Origin of the sequence: Glycomyces albidus (assembly GCF_009451885.1) — a bacterium.
Lineage (GTDB): Bacteria > Actinomycetota > Actinomycetes > Mycobacteriales > Micromonosporaceae > Glycomyces > Glycomyces albidus.
In genome coordinates this window covers 1-25337 of sequence record NZ_WIAO01000034.1, presented here as the reverse complement: position 1 = coordinate 25337, position 25337 = coordinate 1, and the positions used below count along the sequence as shown (strand labels likewise).

Annotated in this window: 23 protein-coding genes; 11 read left to right on the top strand and 12 right to left on the bottom strand. The window is 72.1% G+C overall.

Annotated elements, in window-relative coordinates:
- Positions 1-343 precede the first annotated feature (343 nt).
- On the bottom strand, positions 344-874 hold the full coding sequence (locus GFD30_RS21215) for a hypothetical protein (RefSeq protein WP_194202055.1): 531 nt from the start codon (positions 872-874) through the stop codon (positions 344-346).
- 107 nt (positions 875-981) lie between these two features.
- Here GFD30_RS21215 and GFD30_RS27235 point away from each other — a divergent pair, with 107 nt between their 5' ends.
- The gene (locus GFD30_RS27235; RefSeq protein WP_227996785.1) at positions 982-2277 is read left to right on the top strand and encodes an NADAR family protein; all 1296 of its coding nucleotides are present in this window, start codon (positions 982-984) and stop codon (positions 2275-2277) included.
- Positions 2278-2531: 254 nt separating this feature from the next.
- Here GFD30_RS27235 and GFD30_RS21205 read toward each other — a convergent pair whose 3' ends face one another.
- Positions 2532-3842, bottom strand: a complete 1311-nt coding sequence (locus tag GFD30_RS21205; RefSeq protein WP_153027168.1) for an APC family permease — start codon at positions 3840-3842, stop codon at positions 2532-2534.
- Between the two features lie 80 nt (positions 3843-3922).
- Between GFD30_RS21205 and GFD30_RS21200 the strand changes: the two genes are divergently transcribed.
- Both GFD30_RS21200 and GFD30_RS21195 read left to right on the top strand, forming a co-directional pair.
- Positions 3923-4393 (top strand): Lrp/AsnC family transcriptional regulator, encoded by a 471-nt coding sequence (locus tag GFD30_RS21200; RefSeq protein ID WP_153027167.1) that lies wholly within the window; start codon positions 3923-3925, stop codon positions 4391-4393.
- A gap of 445 nt (positions 4394-4838) precedes the next feature.
- Entirely contained in the window at positions 4839-7790 is a 2952-nt protein-coding gene (locus tag GFD30_RS21195; RefSeq protein ID WP_153027166.1) for a DUF4132 domain-containing protein, read from the top strand.
- 211 nt (positions 7791-8001) lie between these two features.
- Here the strand turns inward: GFD30_RS21195 and GFD30_RS21190 are convergent, their stop codons facing one another.
- The 4 genes from GFD30_RS21190 to GFD30_RS21175 form a co-directional block, all read right to left on the bottom strand.
- On the bottom strand, positions 8002-8568 hold the full coding sequence (locus GFD30_RS21190; RefSeq protein WP_322633473.1) for a TetR/AcrR family transcriptional regulator: 567 nt from the start codon (positions 8566-8568) through the stop codon (positions 8002-8004).
- Between the two features lie 446 nt (positions 8569-9014).
- Positions 9015-9428 (bottom strand): YchJ family protein, encoded by a 414-nt coding sequence (locus GFD30_RS21185; protein WP_153027165.1) that lies wholly within the window; start codon positions 9426-9428, stop codon positions 9015-9017.
- 75 nt (positions 9429-9503) lie between these two features.
- The gene (locus GFD30_RS21180) at positions 9504-10322 is read right to left on the bottom strand and encodes an SGNH/GDSL hydrolase family protein (protein ID WP_194202054.1); all 819 of its coding nucleotides are present in this window, start codon (positions 10320-10322) and stop codon (positions 9504-9506) included.
- A 182-nt stretch (positions 10323-10504) separates the two neighbouring features.
- Positions 10505-11323 (bottom strand): SGNH/GDSL hydrolase family protein, encoded by an 819-nt coding sequence (locus GFD30_RS21175; protein WP_194202053.1) that lies wholly within the window; start codon positions 11321-11323, stop codon positions 10505-10507.
- Positions 11324-11648: 325 nt separating this feature from the next.
- Between GFD30_RS21175 and GFD30_RS21170 the strand changes: the two genes are divergently transcribed.
- From GFD30_RS21170 to GFD30_RS21160, 3 genes are all read left to right on the top strand, one after another.
- Complete coding sequence (locus GFD30_RS21170) at positions 11649-12704, top strand: LacI family DNA-binding transcriptional regulator (protein ID WP_227996781.1); 1056 nt, start codon at positions 11649-11651, stop codon at positions 12702-12704.
- Between the two features lie 121 nt (positions 12705-12825).
- Positions 12826-13167 (top strand): CU044_2847 family protein, encoded by a 342-nt coding sequence (locus GFD30_RS21165; protein ID WP_153027162.1) that lies wholly within the window; start codon positions 12826-12828, stop codon positions 13165-13167.
- Positions 13140-15803, top strand: a complete 2664-nt coding sequence (locus GFD30_RS21160) for a tetratricopeptide repeat protein (protein ID WP_153027161.1) — start codon at positions 13140-13142, stop codon at positions 15801-15803. The genes GFD30_RS21165 and GFD30_RS21160 overlap by 28 nt, the downstream gene beginning before the upstream one ends.
- Here GFD30_RS21160 and GFD30_RS21155 read toward each other — a convergent pair.
- Complete coding sequence (locus GFD30_RS21155) at positions 15793-16209, bottom strand: MarR family transcriptional regulator (RefSeq protein ID WP_153027187.1); 417 nt, start codon at positions 16207-16209, stop codon at positions 15793-15795. The two genes, GFD30_RS21160 and GFD30_RS21155, sit on opposite strands and share 11 nt — an antisense overlap.
- 183 nt (positions 16210-16392) lie before the next feature.
- Between GFD30_RS21155 and GFD30_RS21150 the strand changes: the two genes are divergently transcribed.
- Both GFD30_RS21150 and GFD30_RS21145 read left to right on the top strand, forming a co-directional pair.
- Positions 16393-17244: an NAD(P)H-binding protein gene (locus GFD30_RS21150; protein WP_153027160.1), complete on the top strand. Its 852-nt coding sequence runs from the start codon at positions 16393-16395 to the stop codon at positions 17242-17244.
- Between the two features lie 75 nt (positions 17245-17319).
- A complete protein-coding gene (locus GFD30_RS21145; RefSeq protein ID WP_194202052.1) occupies positions 17320-17739 on the top strand; it encodes an SRPBCC family protein in 420 nt (139 codons plus the stop codon).
- 102 nt (positions 17740-17841) lie between these two features.
- Here the strand turns inward: GFD30_RS21145 and GFD30_RS21140 are convergent, their stop codons facing one another.
- Together GFD30_RS21140 and GFD30_RS21135 are read right to left on the bottom strand one after the other, a co-directional pair.
- A complete protein-coding gene (locus GFD30_RS21140; RefSeq protein ID WP_153027158.1) occupies positions 17842-18177 on the bottom strand; it encodes a hypothetical protein in 336 nt (111 codons plus the stop codon).
- Positions 18178-18254: 77 nt separating this feature from the next.
- Positions 18255-19448 (bottom strand): MFS transporter, encoded by a 1194-nt coding sequence (locus GFD30_RS21135; protein WP_153027157.1) that lies wholly within the window; start codon positions 19446-19448, stop codon positions 18255-18257.
- A gap of 191 nt (positions 19449-19639) precedes the next feature.
- Here GFD30_RS21135 and GFD30_RS21130 point away from each other — a divergent pair, with 191 nt between their 5' ends.
- From GFD30_RS21130 to GFD30_RS21120, 3 genes are all read left to right on the top strand, one after another.
- Positions 19640-20398, top strand: coding sequence for an AraC family transcriptional regulator (locus tag GFD30_RS21130; RefSeq protein ID WP_153027156.1), 759 nt, complete (start codon positions 19640-19642; stop codon positions 20396-20398).
- A gap of 62 nt (positions 20399-20460) precedes the next feature.
- Entirely contained in the window at positions 20461-21219 is a 759-nt protein-coding gene (locus GFD30_RS21125) for a MerR family transcriptional regulator (protein WP_153027155.1), read from the top strand.
- A 68-nt stretch (positions 21220-21287) separates the two neighbouring features.
- Positions 21288-21869, top strand: a complete 582-nt coding sequence (locus tag GFD30_RS21120; protein WP_153027154.1) for a TIGR03086 family metal-binding protein — start codon at positions 21288-21290, stop codon at positions 21867-21869.
- A gap of 87 nt (positions 21870-21956) precedes the next feature.
- On the opposite strand, the gene GFD30_RS26400 is transcribed toward GFD30_RS21120, so the two are convergent.
- From GFD30_RS26400 to GFD30_RS21105, 3 genes are all read right to left on the bottom strand, one after another.
- Entirely contained in the window at positions 21957-23177 is a 1221-nt protein-coding gene (locus GFD30_RS26400; RefSeq protein WP_194202051.1) for an exonuclease domain-containing protein, read from the bottom strand.
- Positions 23178-23263: 86 nt separating this feature from the next.
- Complete coding sequence (locus GFD30_RS21110; protein WP_153027153.1) at positions 23264-24994, bottom strand: DUF6055 domain-containing protein; 1731 nt, start codon at positions 24992-24994, stop codon at positions 23264-23266.
- A gap of 253 nt (positions 24995-25247) precedes the next feature.
- Positions 25248-25334 (bottom strand): IS3 family transposase, encoded by an 87-nt coding sequence (locus GFD30_RS21105; protein WP_322633022.1) that lies wholly within the window; start codon positions 25332-25334, stop codon positions 25248-25250.
- Between the last annotated feature and the right edge of the window lie 3 nt (positions 25335-25337).

Here is a 25337-nt window from a genome sequence, read left to right as displayed (position 1 = left end):
GGCAGTGCCCCGAATCCTAACGGCAAACGCGGCAACCGGCCATGACCACCCTGCGCATTGCGGCGCAGACCAAACGAATCGAAGCCCAGGTCATCCTGGAAACCGGACGAGCGGTCAAGAAGCGGACACGAGGCGTTCTTGCGGCAGGGCGATGAGCGGGACGGACCGGTCCGGCGACGACCGGTTCGCGGTCCCGCGGGGACGCCGCCGGCGATCATGTGGACGCAGACATCCGCCACGGACGGGGCACACCGAAGGGCTCGGCCGGCCCACCCCGCGTCGCATTGCGCCCCTTCACCATAGGGGCCCTCGGGCCGGACTGAGAGCCGCAGAAGCGCCTGGTTCAGGCGCCGGCGCGGAACTCCTCGAGCGCGGCGGTCTGCTCCGCGGAGAGCGGGAAGCCGGCGTTGCGGGAGACGGGATGGATCTCGGCCTGGTGCCAGTACTCGGCGCGGACGCTGGTGGCGACGCCGATGCGGCGCATCTCGGCACGGAGGGTGTCGTAGAGGCCCTGGGCGTCGAAGAGGTACACGTGCTCGATGGACCAGGGGCGGTGGATGCCGCCGGAGCCGCGCGGGCCGGTCATGACCAGGTAGGTGTCGAGGTCGGCGTCGTCGGTCATGTCGAGCATGCCCTGCTGGCGGGTGTAGTGCTTGATGTTGACGGTGGCGCCGGCGAGAGGGCCGCTGCGGAAGAAGCCGTCGACGGCCTTGCCGGCGTCCGGTTCGAGCTCGATGTCGAAGATCTGGGCGGCGATCCAGTCGGAGAGGTGGCCGTGGACGACGGGCCGCCCGACGAGGTCGGCGATGCGCTCGTCGATGGCGTTGCGCTCCCTGAGCAGCATGGCGATCGCTTTGAGCTCGGCTGATGACATGGATGCTCCTTGTGACCCGTCCTCATCGTACCGACGCGCCGCCGGTGCGGGAAGAACGCGGCCCGCGGGCGATTGCCTCGCGGCGCTCGGACTGACAAGCTGAAGCGATGCCCCCGAGTGACTCCGGCGGTGCGACGCCGCCGACCTCCGACGGCGGTCCGCTCCCCGAGCCGGAACCGACCCCGACCGGTCGGGCGTGGACGCTGTACTACATGACCGATCTCGAAGGTCTCGACCTCGGCCCCGAGGAGCCGGGGCCGCGGTCCGCGGCGGAGCCGCCGGCGGTCGGCATCGACCGGCTCGCCGACGAGCTGAAGGGACTGCTGACGGCCGCGGCGGAGCCGATGGAAGGCCACGGCCACCTCGGGCATTTCGCGAAGGCCGCGGAGGAGGCCGCGAACGTGGCCGGGAATCCGAACCTGGTCGCGGGGACGGTCCGGTGGATCGTCACGGCCGGGTTCATGGCCGCAGGGGCGCCGCAGCCGTTCCCGCAGCTCGCCGGGTACTGCACGTTCCGGACCGCGGAGCGGTTGGCGGAGGCGCTGGCGACGGACGCGGAGACGATGCGCGCCAATGCGATCGCGGCGTTCGTGGAGTCGCTGCACGTGGCCGACGCGCTGAGCTGCGCGAGCCGGGGCCTGCTCGACTCGTGCGAGTCGCTGCGGGTGCTCCAGCAGCGGTACGACGACGGGGAGCTGGACGCGCTGGTCGACGGGTTCACGCCGGACGAGCCGCCGGAGGCGGAGCTGCCGTTCGCGCCGCCTCCGGCCGCGCCGTCCGCCGCAGAGGCCGAGGAGCCGGTGCGGCCGCAGCCGTGGAGCCCGTTCCAGCGGCGGCCCGAGAAGGACGCGGCCCCGGCACCCGTGGTGCCGCAGGCGGGGCCGGAGGCCGACCCGGAGAGCGAGTTCCTGTTCTTCTGGGACCACGTGAAGACCCATGGTGGGCGGCTCGCGCCGGGCTGCCTGGACCAGTGGTGGCCCGCGCCGGTCCGGGTCGGCGGGCGGCGCTTCGCGACGGCCGAGCACTACATGATGTGGTCGAAGGCGATGCTGTTCGAGGACGAGCTGGCCGCGGCGGCGATCCTCGCCGACGACGACCCCGAGCGGGCGCGGGCGATCGGGCGGACGGTGACGGACTTCGATCTGTCGGTCTGGGAGCGGCACCGGTTCCCGATCGCGGTGCGCGGCAGCATCGCGAAGTTCGGCCAGCGCGGCGAGCTGCGGAACTTCCTGCTGTCGACCGGCGACCGGGTCCTGGTGGGGGCGAGTCCGGACGACTCGGTGTGGGGCATCGGCCTCGCGGCCGGCGATCCGCTCGCGGCCGATCCGCGGACGTGGCGGGGCCAGAACCTCCTCGGTTTCGCGCTGATGACGGCGCGGCGGCACCTGCGCGGTCCGCGGTGAGCGTTCGTTCCCGAGCCCGGAACCCGGCCCCGGTCGGTCGGGTCGGCCGTTTGAGGGCGGACCGACGCGGTGCGGTCGGGTCGGCCGCTTTGAGGGCGGACCGGCGGCCGTTTGTTCCCGTTCGCGAAGGCGCAGTGGGCATTGGAGACCGCCGCGGCACCGGGCGCGGACGAGTCGTCCCGTTCGGTTGAGCCGCCCGGCTTGCGGCTGCCGCCATGTCTCGGCCGGCGCCGGAGCGTCCCTGAGTCTGGACCCTAGGTCCGGGCCTCAGCCGGTTCGAGCCCCGGTTCCTGCTCGGGTGCAACGGGAACCGGTGGCATCCTGCGGCGCTTCAGGCGCAGGTAGCCGAGTGCGAGGCCCGCGATGAGCAAGGGCAGCACCAGGTACCAGGTCAGGGCGGTCGCGATCGCGGCCGTGCAGGCCGTGGCGAACAGGGCCCATCCCCGGGCCCGGCCGGTCAGGAGGCGGACGGCCGAGGCGCACGCGAGGACGGTGACGGCGGCGAGGACGGCCGAGGTCGCGCGCATCTGCTGGTCGAGGCCGAGGCCGAGCGCGGTGCACGCGGCGAACGCGGTCCCGGTGAGCGCGGCGAGCAGCAGGAGGCTTCGGTGCGGGGTGCGGCCCGGTTCGTGGCCTTTCGCGAGCGGCGCGGGCATCGCGCCGTCGCGGGCGAGGGCCGCGCCCAGTCGGGACGCGCCGGCGATGAACGTGTTCATCGCGCCGAGGCTGAGCAGCGCCGCGCACACGGCCGTCAGCGGCGCCGCGGCCGGGCCGAACCCGAACGCGAGGAGGTCCGTGAGCGGCGTGGCCGTCGCGCCCGCGGAGGCGCCGAGGACGCCCGCCGTCGCGGTCGCGAGCGCCAGGTAGATCGCGGCGACGACCGCCAGGGCGAGGGCCGTGACCCGTCGCAGTTGCCGTGCGGGGTCGGTGAACTCGCCCGAGAGGTGGCTGGCGGCCTCCCAGCCGGAGAACGCGTAGAACAGGACCGCGGCGGCCGAGAGGATCCCCGGGATGCCGGCGGGCGCGAACGGCGTCAGGTTCGCCGGGTCGAAGTGCGGGAGCGCCGCTGCGCACGCGACGGCGAGCAGGGCCGCGAGGAGTCCCATGAGGACCAGCTGGGCGCCGCCGGAGAGGCGCAGGCCGATGTGGTTGGCGGCGAACGCGGTCGCGAGCAGGGCGGCGGCGATGGCGATGGCGGCGTTCTGGCCGAGTCCGGCCGCGTCGGCGATGTAGGCGGCGCCCACGAGCGCGGCCGAGCTGGCGCCGACGGGGATCACGCTGTAGAACCACCAGCCGCAGACGGCGGCGGCCTTGTCGCCGAAGGCGGCGCGGGTGAAGGTGGCGACGCCGCCGGCGTCGGGGCGGCGCGCGGCGAGTTCGGCGAACGTGGCGGCGACGGGGATCGACAGGAGCAGGAGCGCGACCCAGGCGACGATCGCGGCCGGGCCGGCCGCGGCGGCGGCCAGGCCGGGGAGGGCGAGCACGCCGGGGCCGAGGATGGCCCCGAGGTAGAGGGCGGTCCCGCGGGCGGTGCCGAGGGAGCCGGTGGAGGAACGGGCGGTCATGTCGATCAACGCTAGACGCCTGATCGGCTGAATCGGGGTCCTGCCGAACGTTCGGCCGGAATGGGGGCGATAATCCGTGGATGGACGAACTCGACGCGTCGATCGTGCGCCTCCTCCAGTCGGATGCGCGGCTCTCGAACCGGGAACTGGCGAGGCGGCTGGGCGTGGCGCCCTCGACCGCCCTGGAGCGGGTCCGGGCGCTGACGCGCCGCGGCGTGATCCGCGGCTACGGCGCCGATGTGGACCTGAAGGCGTTGGGCCGCAATGCGGAAGCGCTCGTGTCGGTGCAGCTCGGGCGGCACCAGCGGTCGATCTACGAGACGTTCCGGGAGACCGTGGGGGCGTGGCCGGAGGTGGTGACGCTGTTCGTGGTGTCGGGCGGGAGCGACGTCGTGCTGCACGTGGCGGTGGAGGACACCGAGCGGCTGCACGCGTTCCTGGTCGACCGCCTCGCCACCCGGCCGGAGGTGGCGCGGTTCCAGACTTCGATGGTGTTCGATCGGCTGCACAACCGGGTGCTGGAGCCGCTCGCGGATGAGCAGAGCGGTTGACGGGTCGCGGGCGGACATGGCCGGAATACAAGGGCGCTGAGCGGGCGAAAGGGCCCGGGGAACGGGAGCGTTGGAAGGCGGCCGGAGTCCGGGGCGGCGATGACGGCGAAGCGCGCCAGACACCCCGGGGAACGGGAGCAGGCACCGTTCGGCGGCCGGAGCCCGGGGCCGTGAGGACGGCAAAGCCTCGCAAGAGGCCCGCGGGGAGGGAGCGCAGAGCGGCGGGCAGGGCTGAGTGCGAGGCGGCTGAACCTGCGAGGGGACCCGAGGCGAGGGAGCAGCGGGAGGCGAACAGGCCGGGAGCACGAGGGCGACAGAGCATGAGAAGTCTCGGCAGGAAGCGCCGACCGGCGACACACGATCGAGCGGACCGGTCCGTGGGAGCAGGCGCGGCAAGGCGGACCGGACACAGTGGAATGAGCATGCGGTGGCCAGAATGTCCCCCATGACCGAAGCACCGCACCTGCCGCACGAAGACCCCGACCCTGCGAGGCCGTACCTGGACTACCGCGGCTCGCTGGCCATCGACCCTTCGCCGAGGCACGGGTTCCCGTCCGCGAAGGCGTACGTGCCGCGCGAGGACATGCTCGGGTACTGGCGGCACGTGCAGGGTCTCCGCGCCGAGGAGATCCGTGCCGCGGCCGAGGCTCAGGCGAGCGATCCCGCCGTCGCCGCGGCGCTCCGCGCGTACCTCGACGGGGAGCCCGACCCGCTCGGCGCGGCGGCCGCCTTCGAGACCGCCGCCGCGCTCACCCGGCTCTGGCCCGTGACCCCCCACTACCGGCAGTTCGACGCCTGGATCCTCGAACACGGGACCGAGTTCGCGGCCTGCGCGGCCTTGGAGCAGGCCGCGATCAGAATCGTCGGCGAGCGGTCGGGGAGGCCGCTGGCGCTCTGGATCGCCGACACCAGAGGAGAATCGCCCGCAGTCCAGTTCGCTCCGGCGCGACCCGCAGGCGACGAGTGGGGCCACGGCCCGGAGGCGACCGCCGTGCGCACGCTGCTGGCGGCGATGCCCGAGGCCGAGTACCTCCGGTACCGGGAGCTGTTCGAACCCAGGGGCCGCAACCACCGCCAGCGCCTGGTCCGGGCCTTCATGATGCCGACCGAGCGGGACTGGGTCGAGGAGGTCTGCGCCGAGTGGCCCGACCGGGACTCGTGGTCCCGGTCCGCGGAGGAGATGCTCGCGGCCACGGTGTCCTCGCTCGACCAGCTCGCCGCGCTCGGCATCGACTCCCTGCCGAACCGGAGCGGGCATTCGTCCTCGATCGGCTCGCTCGTCGAGGCGTTCGGCGCCGCGAGCGCTCCGTTCCTGCTCGCCTCCGTGCCCCGGATCGGCCGCGAGTACCAGGGGAAGGCGTCGATGCACGAGGTGCTCGCCGGGCTCCCGCACGACGGCGCCGTGGAGTACCTGCTGCGCAACATGATCATCGAGCGGACGTTCCCGCTCGCGCGGGACGCGGCCGAGCGCTTCCCGCGCCGGACGCTGCGGATCATCGCCCGCATCGCCGACGAGGCGGACCCGCCGCTGCGCGCCCGGTTCGCGCACCTGGTCGCGACCGAGCCGCTGCTCGGCGCCGCGCTCGAGGTCGCGGACGCTCCCGTGCGCGAGGCGATCGGGCTGCTCCTGCGGCACGGCGGCGCCTCCCGTGCCGACGCACCTCCGGAGGCCGGGAACCTGCCGGAGTTCCTGGCGAACCCGCCGTGGAAACGCAAGGGCGCCAAGCGGAAGAAGACCGTGGTCGAGGTGGGGCCGATCGGCGGCACCGGGCTGCGCTGGCGGGACGGGGAGCAGGAGGCGTGGCGCGAGGCGGCCGAGGGGTACCTGCGGCGGACGGCCGGCACCGGCGACCCGGCCGAGGAGGTGCGGACGCTCGCGAAGTACCCGAAGCTGCACCGTGCGCTGCCGCCGCTCGCCGGGGTCGAGGCGGCGCGGCTCGCCGCGGACTGGTTCGTGCGGCTGCGGCCGGCCCGCGTCAGTGTCCGCGACTGGCTCGACCGCCACGGCCTCGACGCGGCCCTGTGGCTCGCGCCCGACGCGATCGGCAAGGCGGGCAGGCAGCGGAAGGCCGCGGAGGCGGTGCTCCGCGACGTCGCGCGCCGCTTCGGGAACGAGGCCGTGATCGCGGCCGCCGCACCGTACGGCGAGGCCGCCTGCGCGGCGGTCGCCGAGGTCGTCGCCGCGGACCCGCTCGAACTCGACGGGCGCAAGGCGCCGAAGGTCCCCGAGTGGGCCGAGCCGGTCCTCGGCGTGCCGGTGCTGCTGCGCGGCGGCGGTCGGCTGCCGCGGGAGGCCGTGGAGCACGTCGTCGCGGCGATGGCGGTCGATTCGCTCGCGATCCCCTACGCGGGCATCGACATCGTCAAGGAGCACTGCGACCCCGTGAGCCTGGGCGCGTTCTCGTGGGCGGTCTTCGAGGCCTGGGAGATCAACGACGGTCCCTCGAAGGACTCGTGGGCGCTGACCCAGCTCGCCCGCTTCGCCGACGCCGGCACGGTCGAGCGCCTCGAAGCGTGCGTCCGCGCCTGGCCCGACAAGCGCCTCTCGAAGCGGGCGCTCAACGGCCTCGACGTGCTCGGCGCGATCGAATCCGAGGACGCGCTGCGCGCCGTCCACCGCCTCTCCCGGTTCCGCGGGTCGAAGGCGGTCAAGGCCGCCGCGACCGAGCATGTCGCGCTCGTCGCCGCGGACCTGGGACTGGACGCCGAGCAGCTCGCCGACCGACTCGTGCCCGAGCAGGGCCCCGCGTCGGTCACCGCGGAGCAGGTCAAGCGCCTCGAGAAGGCGATGGTCGACGGCCGCACCTGGTCCGTCGGCGAGTTCCGGCGCCATCTCGCCGGCCACCCGCTGCTGTGGGAGCTGGTGCGGCGGCTGGTGTGGCAGGCCGGGCCGGTCGCGTTCCGCCTCGCCGAGGACCGCACCTTCGCCGATGTCGACGACGACGCGATCGAGCTCCCCGACGACGCCCTGGTCCGGATCTCGCATCCGGTGCTCCTCGGCGACGCGCTTCCCGCGTGGGTGCGGTGCTTCGCCGACTACGAGCTGCTCCAGCCGTTCGACCAGCTCGGCCGGGCCGCCCACACGGCGACCGCCGCCGAGACGGAGGCCGGACGGCTGACCAGGTTCGAAGGGCGCAAAGCGACGACCGGGCCCCTGCACGGCCTCACCCGCGGCCATTGGGGCGCGGTGCGCGTGGAGAACTGGACGACCATGCTCAAGCGGCCCGTCCCGGGCGGCGCCGTCGCGGTCGCGATCTCGCCCGGTTTCGGCGGCGGGCCGCGCTTCGACGCCGAAGCCGTCCAGGTCGTCGAGGGGGTCCACTTCCCGGCGGACGCGATCGACCCGGTCGCCCTCGCCGAGGTCATCGCCGACCTCGAGAAGGTCGCAAAGGGTTAGGACCGGTCCATGGCGTCGGTCCGGTGGTCGGCCGGGGCGGTGCCGAGTCCGGCGGCTCGCTTCAGGGGTGGCAGGGCGGGACGGTATCCGGGCGCCTTCGTCGGCTCGCCTCAGGAGGGGAGCGCCTGCCGGCACCGGTGTCGCCACCGGAGGTCCGACGACGCGGCGAGCTGCGAACGGATCGGATGACCACCGTTCCGGTGGATCGGCGCTAGTCGGCCGAGACCGCCGGAAGGTGTTCCAGAGCGGTGTTGAGGAGGTCGCCGACCGCCACGAGGCGGTCGGCCATCGCTTCGGCGTCCAGAGGCGTCTCGCCCTCGGTCACCCACAGGTAGACGATGGCGCCGATGCCGCCGGTGATGAACGCGTCCAGATCGTCTCCGAGCCGCCCCGGCAGGAGCGCCCCGGGCCGCATCGCCTGGCTGCGCAGTGGCGAGAGCAGACCGCTGACCTCCCGGTTCAATGCGAATGCGCTGGCGCTGTTGAACATCGCGCAGTAGAAGGCCCGGTGCGCGGCGAAGTGCCGGGCGATCGCGAGCGCCCTCGCGCGGCCGACCGCCGTCTCGGGGGCGGCCTGCCACGGTTCGGCCAGCTCGCGGCGGGCCAGGTCGAGGGCCGCTTCGAGGAGGAGCCGGTCGCGGTCGCCGTAGTGGAGGTACACGAGCTGGCGGCTGACGCCGGCCGCATCCGCGATGTCGGAGACGGGCACGTTCGCGGTGCCGCGCTCACTGACCAGCGCGATGGCGGCGCCCAGCAGGGCGGCGCGGGTTCGTCGCACCCGGCGGTCTTTGGCGGGTGACGGAGGGTCGAAACTCACCCGACGAGGTTAGACACGTGTTAACAAATCGACAAGTATTCGATGATTTGATCCGAACAGCGGGCTGCGCTCCAGCCCGCACGGGCCGCCGCCTGTCATACCCCTCGGGCATCTTCGAAGCCGGGGGCGACACCGAACCCGAACACCGCTCACCACTCCGCCCTCAAGCAGCTCCGCTGTCACACCCTTCGGGCATCTTCGAAGCCGGGGGCGACACTGAACCCGAGCGCCATTCACCACTCGCCCTCGGGCACCCTCGCTGTCGTACCCCGCGGGCATGCTCGAAAGCCGGGGGCGACACCGAACCCGAGCCTCACTCACTCGACGCTCCAGAGCGAGCCGGCTGTCGGACACCGCAGGCACCCTTGAGAGCCGGGGCGACACCGAATCCGAGCCCGGCTCGCCACCTACTCGATCGCGAGCGCATCCACATACAGCCAGTCTCCGCCCAGCCGCTCGAACACGCTGTTCTCGGTCTGCGAGCCCGGGCCGTCGGCATCCGTGAAGTGCGCCCGGAAGCGGACGGTGCCGGTCGTGTGGAGCGGAGTCCCGCCGGTCGCCTCGAGGATTTCGAGACCGGTCCACGTGCGGGCGTCCGCGGCGAGGTCGAGCCGTTCGGGCCGGGTCTCCGGATGCCACGTGCGCAGGAGGTACGCCTCGTCGCCGACGGCGAAGGCGCTGTAGCGCGAGCGCATGAGGGCCTCGGCGGTCGGGGCCTTCGCGGCGCCGGAGTGGAAGCGGCCGCAGCAGGCGGCGTAGGCCGCACCGGAACCGCAGGGGCAGGCGGCCGGCCGGGCGGGTGTTCGGGATCGTCGCGGCATGCCCGGATTCTCCCAGGACGGGCCCGGGAAAGCGGACCGGCCCGCGGGAACCCCGCGGGCCGGTCGACCGAGGACTCAGCAGTCCTCGAGGTACGGGGTCACGACCTCCGCGTACGCGGCCTGGCCGGCGGCGTTCGCGTGGAAGGACTCCAGGGTGCCCGTGTACCCGAGGATCCACGGGTCGGAGGTGCAGACCTCGTGTCCGACGAAGGCGTCGCGGACGTCGGCGAACTCGAAGCCGTGGTCGGCGGCGACGCTCGCGGTGGTGTCCGCGAGGAGGTCGGCGGTCTCGTTCAGCAGGGCCTGCTCGTCCGGCGTGATCGCGAGCGAGCCGGAGCAGGTGGCGCCGCTGAAGAGGCGCGGGTTCCCCACGACGGTGACGTCGGCCCACGGCGAGCGGTTCTCGACCCGGGTGTAGAGGTCGTCGAGCTCCGCCGGGAGCGAGTCGGTGATGATGCTCTGCGCGTTCGCGATCGCGGCCTGGCACAGCGCGGTGTCGGTCCCGGCGCAGGCGCCGAGGACCGTCGAGAAGCCGGCGTCGTTGCCGCCCACGCCGATCGTGACCTCGCGAGTGCGCCAGGTCAGGTTGCCGAGCTGCTCGGCGACGACGTCCTCGACCCGGGCGCCCGAGCAGGCGTCGAACGAGAGCTGCGCGCCGACCGCTTCGGCCGCGAGCACCGGGTAGGCGTTCGCGGAGCGGTAGCAGGTCGTGTCCTCGTAGTCGCCGGCGCCGACGCCGGAGACGTAGGAGTCGCCGAGCGCGACGTACCGCGGCGTCCACCAGTCGGCCGAGGCCGGGCCGGCGAACGCGGCGCCGCCGATGCCGGCGGCCGCGGCCACCGCGGCGACGCGCGTGAGGATGCCGCGCCAGGACTTAGGGGGGATTGCGGACATAGGTCTCCTTTTTGATGCCACGCGGCGGTGAATGGCTGGGGTCCCCGCCGCCGGTGCCGTCATTCTATGGGCCTTCGTCCACTATCGGTGGCCTCCAATGGAAGGACGGGAACGGCCCGCAGGGATGGCCTGCGGGCCGTTCGTCGCCTTCGGCGCGGCGCGCGAACGCCGCTCAGGGTGCCCTAGTAGTCGAGCATGGGCAGGACGACCTCGGTGTAGGCGTCCTGGCCGGCGGCGTTGGGGTGGAAGGACTCCAGGGTGCCGGTGTAGCCGAGGATCCACGGGTCGGCCGAGCAGACCCCGTGGCCCTCGAAGGCCGCGCGCGGGTCGGCGAAGTCGAAGCCGTGGTCGGCCGCGACGGCGGCGGTGGTCTCGGCGAGGAGGTCGGCGGCGTCGTTCAGGAGCACCTGCTCGGCCGGGGTGATCGCCAGCGCGCCGGCGCAGGCGGTCTCGTTGAACAGGCGCGGGTTGCCCACGACGACGATCTCGGCGGAGAAGGCCCGGTTCTCGACCATGGTGTAGAGGTCGTCGAGCTCGTCCGGGAGGGAGTTCGTGATGATGTCGCGCGCGTTGGCGATCGCGGCTTCGCACACCGCGGTGTCGGTCCCGGCGCAGGCGCCGAGGACGGACGAGAACCCGGCGTCGTTGCCGCCCACGCCGATCGTGACGTGCTCGGTGTTGACCCGGTAGAGGTGGTCGAGCTGGTTCGCGACCACGTCTTCGATCCGGGCGCCCGAGCACGCCTCGAACCAGAGGCGCTCGCCGAGGGCGGCCGCGGCCTGGGGGCCGTACGCGTTGGCGGAGCGGTAGCAGCCGTCGTCGGCGAGGTAGTCGCCGGCGCCGACGCCCGAGGCGTACGAGTCGCCGAGGGCCACGAACTGCTGGATCGTGATGTCGGCCGAGGCCGGGCCGGCGAGGCCGGCGACGCCGATGCCGGCGGCGGCCGCGACCGCGGCCACGCGCGCGAGCACGCGGCCGGACTTGCCTTCCTTGAAGGACACAGGGTCTCCTTGCTGTCGACAGGGCCGGCGAAGCGCCGTTCGGGCGGCCCCGCCGGAGGACCGCGTCATTATAAGCAGTGAAGTCCCTTGTGTCGCAATAGGAACCGTGTGTGACGTGCCGGGTGTCGCGGCCGGTTCCGGTCGCGCGAGGTACCGTGCGTGCACCGGAAACGGTTTCGACCCGGTTCCGCGGCATTTTCGCGGCGCGACCGCCTCGATCGAGCGATCAGATCGTATCTCCACGTCATCTGGCGAACGTGTAATGGGATGGGGAGGGAACACCGGAAACTGTTTCCGGACCGAGGCTAGAATACCGGTACACGACATGGACGAGGTGCAGCACATGAGCGATCCGGCCCGGCCGCGCGCGACGCTTTCCGAGGTGGCCAGGCGCGCCGGCGTCTCGAAGGCCACCGCCTCCAAAGTGCTCAACGGCCGCCCCGGCGTGGCCGAGGAGACCCGGCGGCTGGTCCGGGAGGCGATCGCCGAACTCGGCTACGTCCCGACCACCGGGCCGCGCGACGTGCCCGGACCCCAGTCGATCCACGTCGTGTTCGACACGATCCTGAACATGTACGCGGTGTACGTGCTCGACGGGATCATCAGCGGCGCAAGGGACCTCAACGTCGAAGTGGTCACCAGTTCGCTCGAGGCCGGCGGGCCCGGCCAAGTGGTGCCGCTCGGGGCCGACCGGATCAAGGAGATCGCCGCGCAGGGGGCGTCGGGCCTGGTCGTGGTCACCGCCGAGCTCACGGCCGAGGAGATGGCCGTGTGCGAGCAGGCCGACCTGCCGCTGGTCGTCATCGACCCGGCCAACCCGCTCGACGAGCGGGTGACGAGCCTCGGCGCGACCAACTGGGCCGGCGGCGTCCAGGCGACGCGGCACCTGCTCGACTTGGGGCACACCAGGATCGGGTTCGCGGGCGGGCCGGTGCAGTCGGTGCCGGCGCGCGAGCGCCTGCACGGGTACCGGGAGGCCCTCGAATCGGCCGGGCTCGAACTCGACCCGGCGCTCATGGGTTCGGGCAAGTTCGAGGCCGAGACCGGCGCGGTGCTCACCGACCGGATGCTCGACCTCGCGGACCCGCCGACGGCGATCTTCGCCGCAAACGACAACATCGCGGTGGGCGTCATCCGCAGCGCGCGCCGGCGCGGCCTGGAGATCCCGCGGGACCTCAGCGTCGTCGGCTTCGACGACACCTACAACGCGATGTGGATGGAGCCGCCGCTCACCACCGTCAAGCAGCCGCTGCGCCAGATGGGCCGGGTCGCCGCCCGGACGGTCATCGAGCTCGCCGCGGGCAAGGTCCCCGACTCGCACCACGTGCAGCTCGCGACGACGCTCGTCGTCCGCGACTCGACCGCTCCCCCGCGGCGGTGACCGGCCCCGGGCCCGAGCCGGCGGCGGTCGCCCCGGCCGGACGGTCCGGGGCGCTCGGAACCCCCGCCGGTGGCGTCCGATTGCTACGGTAGAAGGTCCCGACACACCCCCGGAGATCCTTATGCGCCAAGTGGTTCCGGTCAAGGTCGGCGAGGCCGAGTTCCTCGTCGAGACCATCGACACCGTCGACGACCCCGATCGAGCCGGCGTCGGGGACGGCGGGCTCACGCCCATCGGCGAGGCCGGCCCCGAGTCCTTCGAACGCATCCGCGGCATGATCGAGGCCGTCAGCGGCGAACTCGCCGACGTGTGGGCGAAGGTGCAGCCGCAGGAGGCCACAGTGGAGTTCGGGGTGGCAGCCGACGTCAAGTCCGGCAGGCTCACCGGGCTCCTCGTCAGCGGCGGCGCCGCGGCGACCCTGAAGGTCACGCTCAAATGGAGCTCGTCCCCGGGCGGCGAATGATGGCCGCCGTAGGGATCGACGACCGGAGGCTGTTCCGCTTCGCGGTGCGCGTCGAGCAGGGCGCCGGCGACGGCAGCGGGTTCCTCGGCTCCGGCTTCATCGCCGCGCCCGGCCTCATCCTCACCTGCGCCCACGTCGTCAAGGACGTCGATGACGGCCGGCCCCTGCGCATCGTCTCCGAACTGCCGCAGGTCAACGCCGCCACCGCGGTGGTCGTCGCGCGCACCGCCGACCGGCCCGGCCCCGACGGGCTCTGGGACGGCCCCGATCTCGCGCTCATCGAACTGCGCGACGACCGCGGCCGGCGCATCGACGGCCACCCGTGCCCCCGGCTCGACCTGGCCGCCGCCCCGCCGCCGGGCCCGGCCCGGCGGCGCGCGATCGTCGCCGCCCGCCCCAACCCCGGCAACGACCGGTCCGTGCCGCGCCTGCGCGGCGTCGACTTCACCTGGGAGAGCCTGGACGACCAGGGCTTCTGGTGGCTCACGGGAGGCCATGCGCTGCAAGGCATGTCAGGCGGCATGCTCATCGACCCCGATCGCCGCGCCGTCTGCGCCGTCGTCAACAACAGCCGCGGCCTCGGCGCCCCCACCGGCGCCCTCGCCACCCCGCTCTCCGAACTCGCCGCGCTCGGCGTCCCCGTCGACGCCGTCACCGGCTTCAACGGCGCCACCGAATGGGACGCCGCCTTCGACCGCCGCCCCGACAGCCCCTGGCGCGACCACTGGAACCCCGGGCTCAGCGGACGGAACTTCGTCGGCCGCAGGAACGAGCTCGACAAACTCCGCTCGCGCCTCGACGAGTCCGGCGGACTCGCGGTCGTGCAGTCGATCGGCGGGTTCGGCGGCGTCGGCAAGACCGCGCTCGCAGTCGCGTTCGCCGACCGCCTCCGCGACCGCTTCGACGGGCGCGTCTTCCACGACTTCGCGTCCTACCGGGGCCCGGTTCCCGACACCAGCACCGACGCCCTCGGTACGGTCCTCGTCGGCGTAGGTGCGGCCACACCCAACGAGGTTGAGCTCCTCGACCACCGCGCCCGCGCCGACCGGTGGCACGCCGCCGTGGCCGACCGGCGGATCCTGATGGTCTGGGACAACGTGGACAGCGCGGCGCAGCTCGACGACCTCCTCCTCAGAGGCGACGGCTGCTTCACGATCGTGACCACGCGCGACCGCCTCCGCATCGACGACGAACCGACCCTGCGCCTCGACGTCCTGGACGAGGCCGACGCGATCGCCATGTTCCACCGGCTGGCGGGCGCGCACCACCCACCCGGACTCGTCGCCGAGCTCATCCGGCGCGACCTCTACATGCCCGTGCTCATCGCCACCCACGCCCGCGAGATCGCAGGTGAGGAAGTCGCCATCGAAGAGGTCATCGCCGATCTGCCCGACCCGTCCGAGGCCCGGCAGCAGGCCGACCCGCGACACCTCCAAGACCTCTTCGAGCGCCTCTCCGGTTCGTACAACCGCCTCGAACCCGAAGAGCAGCAGGCGTTCCGGGCCTTCGGCGCCCACCCGGGCGCCAGTGCCACACTCGGCAGCCTCGCGGCCGCCATGGACTGCGGCCTCCGCGAAGCCGAACGGCGCATGCGCGCCCTCGTCCGCGCCGGCCTCGCGGACCGGAACCTCAAGCGGCTCAGCACCGAGCTCGCGCTGCGCCAGTACCGGTCGCACGACCTCCTGCGGGTCTTCGGCTGCTATCTGGCGGAAGCGCAGGACGACCTCGTCGCATCGCGGATCGCGCTCGTCCACCACTACCTCGACCGGCTCGGCCGCGACTTCGGCGAAGACCCTGACTGGTTCACGGCCGAGGCCGACACCATTCGCCTCCTGGCGACCGGCGGCGAGGATGCGATGCACGCGCACCTCGGCCGTTTCCTCGGCTACCGCGGTCTGCGGTACTGCGCGTATGACGACGCGGAGGCCGGATTCCGGCATGCGGAGCGGCTCGACATCGCACGCGGAGACGACCGGCGGACCGGTCACTCACGCTGGGGACTCGGCGAGGTCGCGCGGCTGCGCGGTCAACTCGACGACGCGGCCGCGCGGTACGCGGCCGCGCTCGAGCGCTCGGAGACCGCAGGAGACCCCGGCGGCATCGGCAACGCGCGGCGCGGGCTGGGCGAGGTGGCGCAACTGCGCGGGGACGCCGAACTGGCCGAGCGCCACTACACGGCCGCCATCGCGGCGTACCGCGAGGCGGGGTTCTCGCACGGTCTGGTCTACCTGGAGCGGGGGCTCGGGCGAGTCGCGATCCTGCGGGGCGAGTTCACGCTCGCGGCCGCTCGGTTCGCTGCGGCGCTGGAGGCGTCGGAGTCCGAGGGAGACGCATACGGCATCGCTTTTGCGCTGCTCGGACTGGGCGACACCGCACTCGCCGCGGGCGACTTGGACGAGGCCGAGGCGCGGTTCACGGACGCGCAGGCGAGGTTCACGACCGGTGGCGACGCGGTCGGTGCGGCTTCAGCGGTGCAGGGGCTCGGAAAGGTTGCGCTCGCCCTGGGGCACACGGCCCTCGCGCGCGAGCGGTTCGAGGAGGTCGAGCGCGTGTACCGCGAGCATGACGTGGCCCGGAACCTCGCGGACCTGAAAGACGACTTCGCCAGGCTCGAGGCCGCGGAGCTCAATCCGTAGCGGATCCGCCGTTCGCTTCAAGGGCCCGTTCGTAGGCGAGGAGGGTGTCGACGAAGGTGCGGCGTTCGGCCGCGGTCAGGGGCGCGAGGGCGGTCCGCCAGGCGGCGGCGCTGCCCGCCAGCCAGGCTTCGATCTCGGGGCGCATCGCGTCGGTGATGGAGACGATGCGGCGGCGGCGGTCGGTCTCGTCCTCGCGGCGCTCGAGGACGTCCTTGCGGCTGAGTTCGCCGACCATGAGGCTCACGGTGGTGGGTGCGACCTCGAGGCGGGCGGCCAGGTCGTTCACGGTGGCGGGGCCGTCGAAGAGCAGGAGCGCGAGGAGCGAGAGGTGGCGCGGGCTCAGTTCGAGCGAGCGGACGACCTCGGGAACCGGCAGGCGCTTGGCGCGGCCGACCATGCGGGGCATGAGCAGGAGCAGTTCCCGGATCGATTCGTCGACGCCTTGGGTTGACACGGGCACGCCTTCCAGATTACCTTTGTAGTCAAATACTCTTTGCTTTCAAAGCAAATAGGTTCCATCGCCATGCTACCCGAGGACGCCTCCCGCGCCTCGCGGCCGTATGCCCCGAAACCAGGAGCGACACCCGACATGACCATTCTCGACGGCACCATTCTCGTGACCGGCGCCCGCGGCAACATCGGCTCGCGCGTCGTGCACGCGCTCGCTGAAGCCGGTCACACCGTCCGCGCCTCCGGCCGCGATATCAGCGGGCTCTCGGTTCCCGCAGGGGTCGAAGCGGTCCCGCTCGACCTCACCGACCCGTCCGGCGCGGAGGCCGCGCTCGACGGCGTCCGCGCGATGTTCCTCTACCCGACCTTCGGCGACGTCAGCGGCGTGCTCGACGTCGCGGTGCAGGCCGGAGTCGAGTACGCGGTGCTGCTCTCCTCCCCCGGCTCGTACGACCCGGTCGAGCACGCCGGCCCGATCGGCGTCCACCACCGGGCGATCGAGGCCGCCGTGCGCGAATCGGGCCTCCCGCACACGGTGCTCTACCCGTCCTGGCTGGGCAGCAACGTGTTCCGCGACTGGGCCGAGCAGATCCGCACCGGGCGCGTATCGCTCGCCTACCCCGAGTGGCAGATCAACCCGATCCACCTCGGAGACGTCGCCGAAGTCGCCGCCGACCTGCTGGTGCGCGAGCGGTTCCGGGGCCGGAGCCTGGTCATCACCGGACCCGAATCGCTCACGCAGCGCGAAGCGGTCCGGCAGGTGTCCGAAGTGCTCGGCAGGCCCGTCGAGCTCGAGGAGCTCACGCGGGAACAGGCCCTGGACGCCCGGCCCGACTGGTTCCCCGAAGCCGTCCTGGACTCGCTCCTCGGTGTCGCCGCGAACCTCGGGAACACCCCGGCGACCGTGAACAACAACGTCGAGCGGGTCCTCGGCCGACCCGCCCGCACCTTCGCGGAGTGGCTGCGGGACAACAGGTCCGCGCTCGCCTGAGCCCGATCCGCCGCTGACGGGACCGGTCCGCGGCACCCGAGGCTTCGATGGTCGTCGATCGGTACGATGTGCCGCATGATCACCGTCGAACGCGACGTCCGCGCGACCCCGGCCGCGGTGTGGTCGCACCTGGGCGAGCTCGAACGCTGGGCCGAGATGCTGCCTACAGTGGATTCCGTTGAGCGCGTGGGAGCACCGGGGCCTGTGGCGGTCGGCAGCCGGTTCCTGGTGCGCCAGCCCGGCCTCGCGGCGGCCGAGTACGAGGTGACCGACTGGCGGCCCGGCAGCGGCTTCACGTGGGTCGCGAACGCCGCCGGCGTCCGCACCGAGGCGTCGCATGAGCTGAGCGCGACCGCCGCCGGGACCCGGCTCTCGCTCGCGATCGAGTGGACCGGACCCGGTGCCTGGCTGGCGAAGGCGCTGTTCACCCGCAAGGCCCGCCGCTACGTCGAACTGGAGGCCGAGACGTTCGCCGGCCTCGCCGAACGCGAGTGAACGCCTAGGGGCGCTTCGGGAAGCAGCCGAGTGCGACCGATCCGCCCGAGGAGCGGCGCCCGGGGCGGCTCCTGCCGCCCCCGCCGTATCGGCCCGGTCAGGTCACCGGCTCTCGTCGATCTGCTTCAGACCTGCCATGAGGTCGTCCAGATTCATGGCGGGCGTCAGGTCGATCTTCGCATTGAGCTGCTCGAACAGCGGCTCCGAGATCGTCGGCATCTGCGATGTCTCCTTCATGTCGAAGAACATCATCATGCCCCGCATCCCGTCCATCGGGAAGAAGTAGACGGCCTCGGGCTGCAGTCGGTCGAGCATTCCCTTGAGCGCCGGCTGGATCTTCCCGTTGATGATGGCATCGTTCCCGGCTTCGACCGGGATCTGGATCTTCATGCAGACTCGCATCGTGGCGTACCCCCAGACGCCGATGCGACCGATCACGTTTCGTGATCGTTGCATCGCTCGGCGATTTCATCACACAACGGCAGGTCGCAGCTGTCAGCATTTCCGTGATTTCCTCATGTTCGGGGGCCGGGCGCCTTCAGGAACACGCCCAGCACCACCGCCGCCAGCGGCACCGCGCAGAGCACGGTGAAGACGCCTTCGGGGCCGTGCCGTTCGGCGATCATCCCGAACGCCGGGGCGAACAGGCCGCCCGCGCTCATCGCCAGGCCGAGCGTGACCCCCGCGGCGGTGCCGGGACGGCTCGGCAGGTAGTCCTGGGCGAGCTTCACCAGGACCGCGAACGGGATGTTGATCGCGATCCCGACGGCCAGCGCCAGGACGAGCGGCGCGTACTCCCCCGGCACCACCCGCAGCAGGATGAGCAGCGGAATGATGAGGACCCCGCCGATGCGGGTGGTGCGGACGGCCCCGAAGCGGTCGGCGAGGCGACCGCCCAGGAGGGTGCCGATGACGCTGCCGAGCATGAACCCGGCCAGGGCGATCCCGGCGACCGCGTGCCCGGCGCCGAGGTGGCGGATCCAGTACAGCTCGATGAAGGTGATGATCCCGACCCACAGGAGCGATCGCACGACCTCGATCGCGGTGAGGACCGCGAAGGGGCCCCAGCGGTCGGCGCCCTCCCTCGGTTGCGGCGGGCCGGCCGAGGTGCGGGTGTGCTTGCGCAGCATGACGAAGGCGATGAGCACGGCGGGCGGGATGAACAGGGCGGTGGCGCCGACGCCGAACGCAATGAGGGCGGGTGTGGCCAGGACCGGGGCGAGGAAGAACCCGACGCTGCCGCCCGCGGCGAACCAGCTCATCGCGGCGGCGCTGTCGCCGGCGGCTTCCCGGGCGCCCTTGCCCGCGGCGGGGTGGAACATGGCGACGCCGAGGCCCGACAGGAAGATGAGGGTCAGGACCAGGGGGTACGGCCCGGCGAGCCCCGCGAGGCCGAGGCCGACGCCCGCGAGGGCGACCCCGGCGGGCGCGAACCAGTCGAGGCGGCGGCGGTCGACGGCGACACCGAAGAACGGCTGCGGGATCGAGGCGCCGAGCGCGGCGGCGAGGGTGAGCCCGGTGGCGGCGACGTAGCCGTAGCCGCGGTCGAGGACGAAGTAGGGCACGCAGGCGGGGACGAGCCCCTGGTACATGTCGTCGACGGCGTGGGCGGTGCCCCACAGCCACATGCGGCGCAGCGGCGAGGCGGGCGTGTCGCCGGATCGCGGCGGTTCGCCGTGCCGCGGTTCGGGTGAGTGCTCTGCTCGCATCGGTGCGTAAGGCGGCTCCTCGGGGTTCGGTCGGTCGGGCCGGCCAGGGTCTGGCGGCGGTCCGGCCACGGTATCCGCCGGTACCTGAATGGGACCTGAAGGCGTGGTCCGGGTCATGCGGGTCTCCTTGTCCTCGGCGTCCAAGAATTCCGAATGGCCCCCGGCCCCGGCTAACGGTATTCTGCCGACTTATGTCGATCGACGGCCAAGTCATTCCGAGCTCGCCGATCCGGACGCTCTCCCACCTCGAGCGGATCGGACGGCACCGGCACGACGGCCACCAGCTCATCTACCCGCGCCGCGGCGTGCTGCGGGTGTTCATCGCCTCGGGGGTGTGGGTGGTGCCGCCGTCGCAGGGGGTGTGGATCCCGGCCGGGACGGAGCACGCGCACCGGGCGTGCGGGGCGACCGAGATGCGGGCGGTCCTGTTCGCGACCGACGGTGCCGGGCCGTTCCTCGACCGTCCCTCGGTCCTGGCGTTCACGCCGCTGCTGCGCGAGGCCGTCACCTGCCTGACGGACGACGCGGGCCTGGAGCCGCGGACCCGGAGCCACCTCGAGCAGGTCGTGCTCGATCTGCTGTGCGGAGTGGAGGCTCCGCAGCGGTTCCTGCCCGCGCTGCCGGATGCGCGGCTGCGCGAGGTGGTGGCGCTGCTGGAGGACGACCCGGCCGACCGCCGCACGCTCGTGCAGCTCGGTGCGGCCGTGGGCGCGTCGGAGCGGACGCTGAGCCGGCTGTTCCGCGAGCAGGCGGGCATGACGTTCGCGCAGTGGCGCGGCCAGTTCCGGCTGCACCATGCGCTCGTGCTGCTCGCGGAGGGGCATCAGGTCACGCGGATCGCGGGGGCGTGCGGCTATGCGAGCCCGAGCGCGTTCATCGGCGCGTTCCGCGACTCGTTCGGGGTCACGCCGGGCGAGTACCTGCGCCGGGAACCGGCGCTGCGGACCTGAACTTGCGGTTGACGCGGCGTCAACCACTACCTTCGAGACGCTACCGACGGAATGGGGAACCGATGCGCACGTGGTCGACGCCAGAAGTGGTGAAGCTGACCGGGGTCACCTCGCGGACGCTGCGCCACTACGACGCGATCGGCCTGCTGCAGCCGGCCGCGACCGGTCATGGCGGGATGCGCCACTACCGCGAGGCCGAGCTGCTGCGCCTGCAGCGGATCCTCCTGCTCAAGCGCCTGGACCTGCCGCTCGGCACCATCGCCGAGATCCTGGAGGGCGGCCTCGCCGAGGCCGAGGCCCTCAAGCGGCACCTCGCCGAGCTGCGGGAGGAGCGCGACCGCCTCGCCCGGCTCACCGCCACCGTTGAAGCGACGATCCGCCAACTCGAAGGAGACCAGACCATGACACCCGAGACCTGGTTCGACGGGCTCGACGCCGCCAAGCACGCCGAATGGGAGGCCGAGGCCCGCCGCCGCTGGGGCGACGCCGCGGTCGACGCCAGTGACGCCGCCGTGCGCGCGATGTCCCCGGAGGAGCGCCGTGCCATCCCGACCAAGTTCGATGAGCTCCACCGCCGCCTCGCCGAAGTCCGCGAAGCCGGCGAACCCGCCGATTCCGCTGCCGCCCAAGCGGTCGTGGCCGACCACTACGAGTTCATCGAACGCCTCTGGGGCACCACTCCGACCGCCCAGGCGTACCGGGGCCTCGGCGCCCTCTACACCGACGACCCGGCGTTCACGGCGACGTACGACGCCGTGGCCACGGGCCTCGCCGCGTACCTCAGGGAAGGCATGGACGCGTACGCGGACGCGAATCTCTGAGCCGGCGCGATGAATCCGGGCGGACCGCGTCGTCTCAACGGGGAGACCGACCTAAGGAGCGAGTGCACATGACCGATGTCGACTTCAAGATCGTGACCGACCGGGTGATCGGCCTGATCGACGGCGTGAAGGACGAGCAGCTTGCCGACCCGACCCCGTGCGAGCGGTACACGGTCGGGCAGATCGTGAACCACTTCCTCGGCCTGTGCCTCGCGTTCACGGCCGCCGCCCGGGGCGAACGCGGTCCGCACAACGACGCCCCGCCCGGGGTCCCGGCCGCGACGCCCCCGGAGGACTGGCGCCCGCTCCTCGCCGAGCGGCTCCAGACCCTCGCCGACGCCTGGGCCGAACCGTCCGCGTGGGAAGGCGACGCGACCGCGGGCGGCGTGACCTTCCCGGCCTCGATCATGGGCCTCGTCGCCCTCAACGAGGTCGCCGTCCACGGCTGGGACCTCGCCGCGTCGACCGCCCAGCCCTACGCACTCGCCCCCGCGACGATCGAGGTCCTGACCGCCTTCGTCGGCCAGGACGCCGACGACCAGGCGGCCCGCGAAGGCATCTACGCCCCGCCCGTCGAACCCGCCGAGGACGCCACCCCGCAAGACCGCCTGATCGCCCTCACGGGCCGCAACCCGGCCTGGCGGCCGTAGCGCACGTTCGGCGAAGCGCCGGTAGAGCGACGCCACTGTGGACGTCACGGGGTCGGCCGCCGCGGCACGGCTCCGAACGCCGAGCCGTCAGCGGGCGCTCTCGGCGAGGGCGATCCTGGCGAGCACCAGGTCCAGGGACTCGGCGCCGATCACCGGGATGCCGTACTCGTGCGCTTTGGTCGCCTTGCCGGACATCGAGTCAGGGTCGGCGGCGACGACCAGTGCGGTTTTCTTGGTGACATTCGGTGCGACCTGCAGTCCAGCGGTTTCGAGCCGTTGCGCCCAATACTGCTTCGATTCGGCGAACGAACCTGTGAGAACGACGAGGTCCCCGGTCTTCATTCGGAAATGGACGGTGGCCGGGGCCGCACGGGCGGGCCCTGGCCGCAGGGCGGCGTCGACCTCCTCCGGCGGCAGGGACAGCAAGGCGGCGACGCACTCCAGGTCCCGCCGTTCCTCGTCGGAGACGACGCCGTCTTCGAGCGCGGCGGCCGCCAGCGCGTGGAGGTAGCCGCGATGGAGTTCCATGGCGGTCGCGCGGTCGAATCCGAGCTGCGCGGCCAGTTCGACGAGCGCGTCGGCTTCGGTGGCCGATATGTGCCGGTCGAACAGCGCCCGGTCGAGGAGTGCAAGATAGGTGTCCGCCTGTGGAGGGTCGGGGATGCGGGGGACGCGGTCGACGAGTCGGGCGAGGAAGTCGCCGCCTGCCGCTGCCCCCGCGCCCCGGCGAACCGGTGCGGCGAGGCCGGTCGGCAGCGCGGGCCACCGCAGGTTCCGGATGAGGTCGCCTCGGTCGTACCAGAGCGGGACGGGACCCATGCTGTTGAGGTAGAGCGCGAGCAGTTCGGCGGTGGCGATGACGTCCGCCATCGCCGCGTGGGGCCGGTCGTTCGCGATGCCAGCGGCGAGGCAGCAGTCGCGGAGACTGCGGCCCGATCCGGGCAGGAAGTGCCCGGCCCATTGCATGGTGCAGACTCCGTAGTCGGCGAGGTGGGGCAGCTCGTGGCCGAGACGCGCGAACTCGTTGGCGAGGAAGCGACCGTCGAACGCGAGGTTGTGAGCCACCGGGATCTTGCCCGCGAGCAGTGCGAGGACGTCGCCGGCGATCTGCTCGAACGACGGGGCCTTGCGGACATCGGCGGAGCGGATCCCGTGCAGCTCTTGCGGTCCGAGGTCTCTCTTGGGATTGACGAGGGTCTCCCAGCGTTCGCGGACGCGGCCGTCCTCGTCGACGTGGGCGATGGCGATCTCGACGATCCGGTCCTTGTTGAACAGGCCGGTCGTCTCCACATCCAGGACCGCGTACATGACGCACCGCCTCCGTCTCGTCGCAGTGAGGTGTTCACCGTAGCGAGACGGAGGCGGCCGGCGCGTCCTCCGAACAGGTGGTGCTATCAGGACGGTGTGGCGCCGTTGATCGTGAGTTCGTAGGGGAACGGGTCGCCGACGCCGGTCTGCCACATCGTGTAGTTGCGGTGGACCGACGGGGTGGCGGCGACGACGAGCATCATGTGGATCTCCCCGCTCTGGAGCGAGAAGTTCGCGGTCTGCCCGGGTGCCATGAGCGGGCTGTAGCGGACCGAGAAGTCGGCCTTGACGGCCGCGAGGCGGAAGCGCCAGTCCGCGCCCGAGAGGCCGGAGGCCCCGGTGAGCTGGACGCTGACGCTGGACGAGGTCGGGTTGAGCCGGATCATGTTGTGGCCGTACTGGTGCGGTGCGTCTGCGTTGCCGATCCGGTAGCGGTTCGAGCCGAGGCTCGTGAGCGGGTCGGTGTGGAGCGGCCGGTAGCTGCCGCCGCCGCGCCACAGGTCGGAGCGCATGGCCGGGCCCTGGTCGAAGTCGTAGACGACCTGCCTCGACGTCATCTCGCCGATGAGCGCGGCGAATTCCTGGTGGTCGAGCTGGAGGACGCGTTTGATGGTGTCGATCGGATGCTCGCCCTGCCTGGCCTCGAACCAGAGGCGGTCGACGGCTTCGGCGCCGTAGAGTTCGGCGATGGTGTCGAACATGAGCCAGTCGCCGTAGTAGGTCTCCTGTGCGAGCCAGCGGAAGTGCTGGCGTTCGAGGTAGTAGCCGGATCCGAGGACGACCTCCGGCCGCTGCATGCGGGCCATGTAGTTGGCGTGCGCCTCCCACACCGGTCCGGCGACGGGGTTGCCGTGGCCCCAGCCGCCGCCGTTCCCGTTGGCGTCGTTGATGTCGCTGGCGTAGGACTGGAAGATGTGATTGAGCTCGTGCGACTCGACCCAGTCGTCCCAGACCTTGTCGTACGGCAGGCACATGTGGCCGACCCCGATGTCGTCGGGGCCGGCCCAGTTCGCGGGCGGCAGGAAGCCGTTCGACCAGGTGCCGCACAGGTAGAGGTTGATCCGGTACCTCGACCCGACCCCGTGGTTCGCCGGATTGACGAAGCCGACCTGGTTCACGTAGAAGTCGTAGATCTCCTCCATGTGGTCCGCGACCCATTGCGGGTAGTTCTCGTAGCCGCGGGACCGGCCCCAGGCGACGGCGTCGATCGCGTCGCCCCAGCGGACGGTGAAGTTGGCCGACTCGACGTAGTTGTCGGTCTCCGCGCCGGCCTCGATGAGGAACGCGGGAGTGCGGGTCTGCTTCTGCTGCTGCGGGTTCCCTGTCGGCGTCTCCGTCGGCTCGTCGTCGGTCGGCGTCGCCGTGGGGTCGGACGAGCCGCCGCAGGCGACTCCGTTGACCTTGAAGTTCGCGGGGATCGTGCCGGTCCCGGTGACGGTCATCCCGAACATCTCGCGGGTCTGGCCCGGCGGGACCTGGGCGTTCCAGCCGACGTCCTCGCCGGTGAAGTGCGAGCCGGACTGCGTGTAGTCCACGTTCCACGCGTTCTGCACGCTGGACCCGGCCGGCAGGTCGAACTCGACGGTCCAGCCGTTGATCCCGTCCGATCCGGCCTTGATCGAGACCGCTGCGTTGTGCCCGGTCCCCCACTGCGAGGTGATGGCGTACTGCACGGCGTCGCAGGCGGCGGCCGATGCCGGGTTGGCCGCCACGAACGCGAGCGAGGCGGCCAGCAGCGCCGCACACGCCGCGAACACCGCAGCAGCCCTTCTTCTCAGCCGCACGCGCGCGCGACCGACGGTGGGTTTGTCTTCCATGGGTTGAGCTCCTAAGGGATAGGGGGCTCAGCCGTCCCCGGTTGTCGAGGACCCGTGCCGCTGCGGCGCTTCCCACCTCATGCCGCGGCGGCTCGTACGGACGACTGCCCAAACATTTAAGTAGGTCGATGTTATGGCAAACATCCACGCAAGGCAACCCAAACCGGCGATGAGCCGAACCGCGACCGCCGGCACGGCAAGGGGCGCAGTCCGATCTGAACTGGTCCCCGATTGTTGGACTGGTGTTTGAAGGCTAGGCCATGAGGGTCTGGGCCCGGTATGCAGCCGGGGTCAGGCCCTCAAGCCGTGTGTGGATGCGTTCGGTGTTGTACCAGCGGATGTA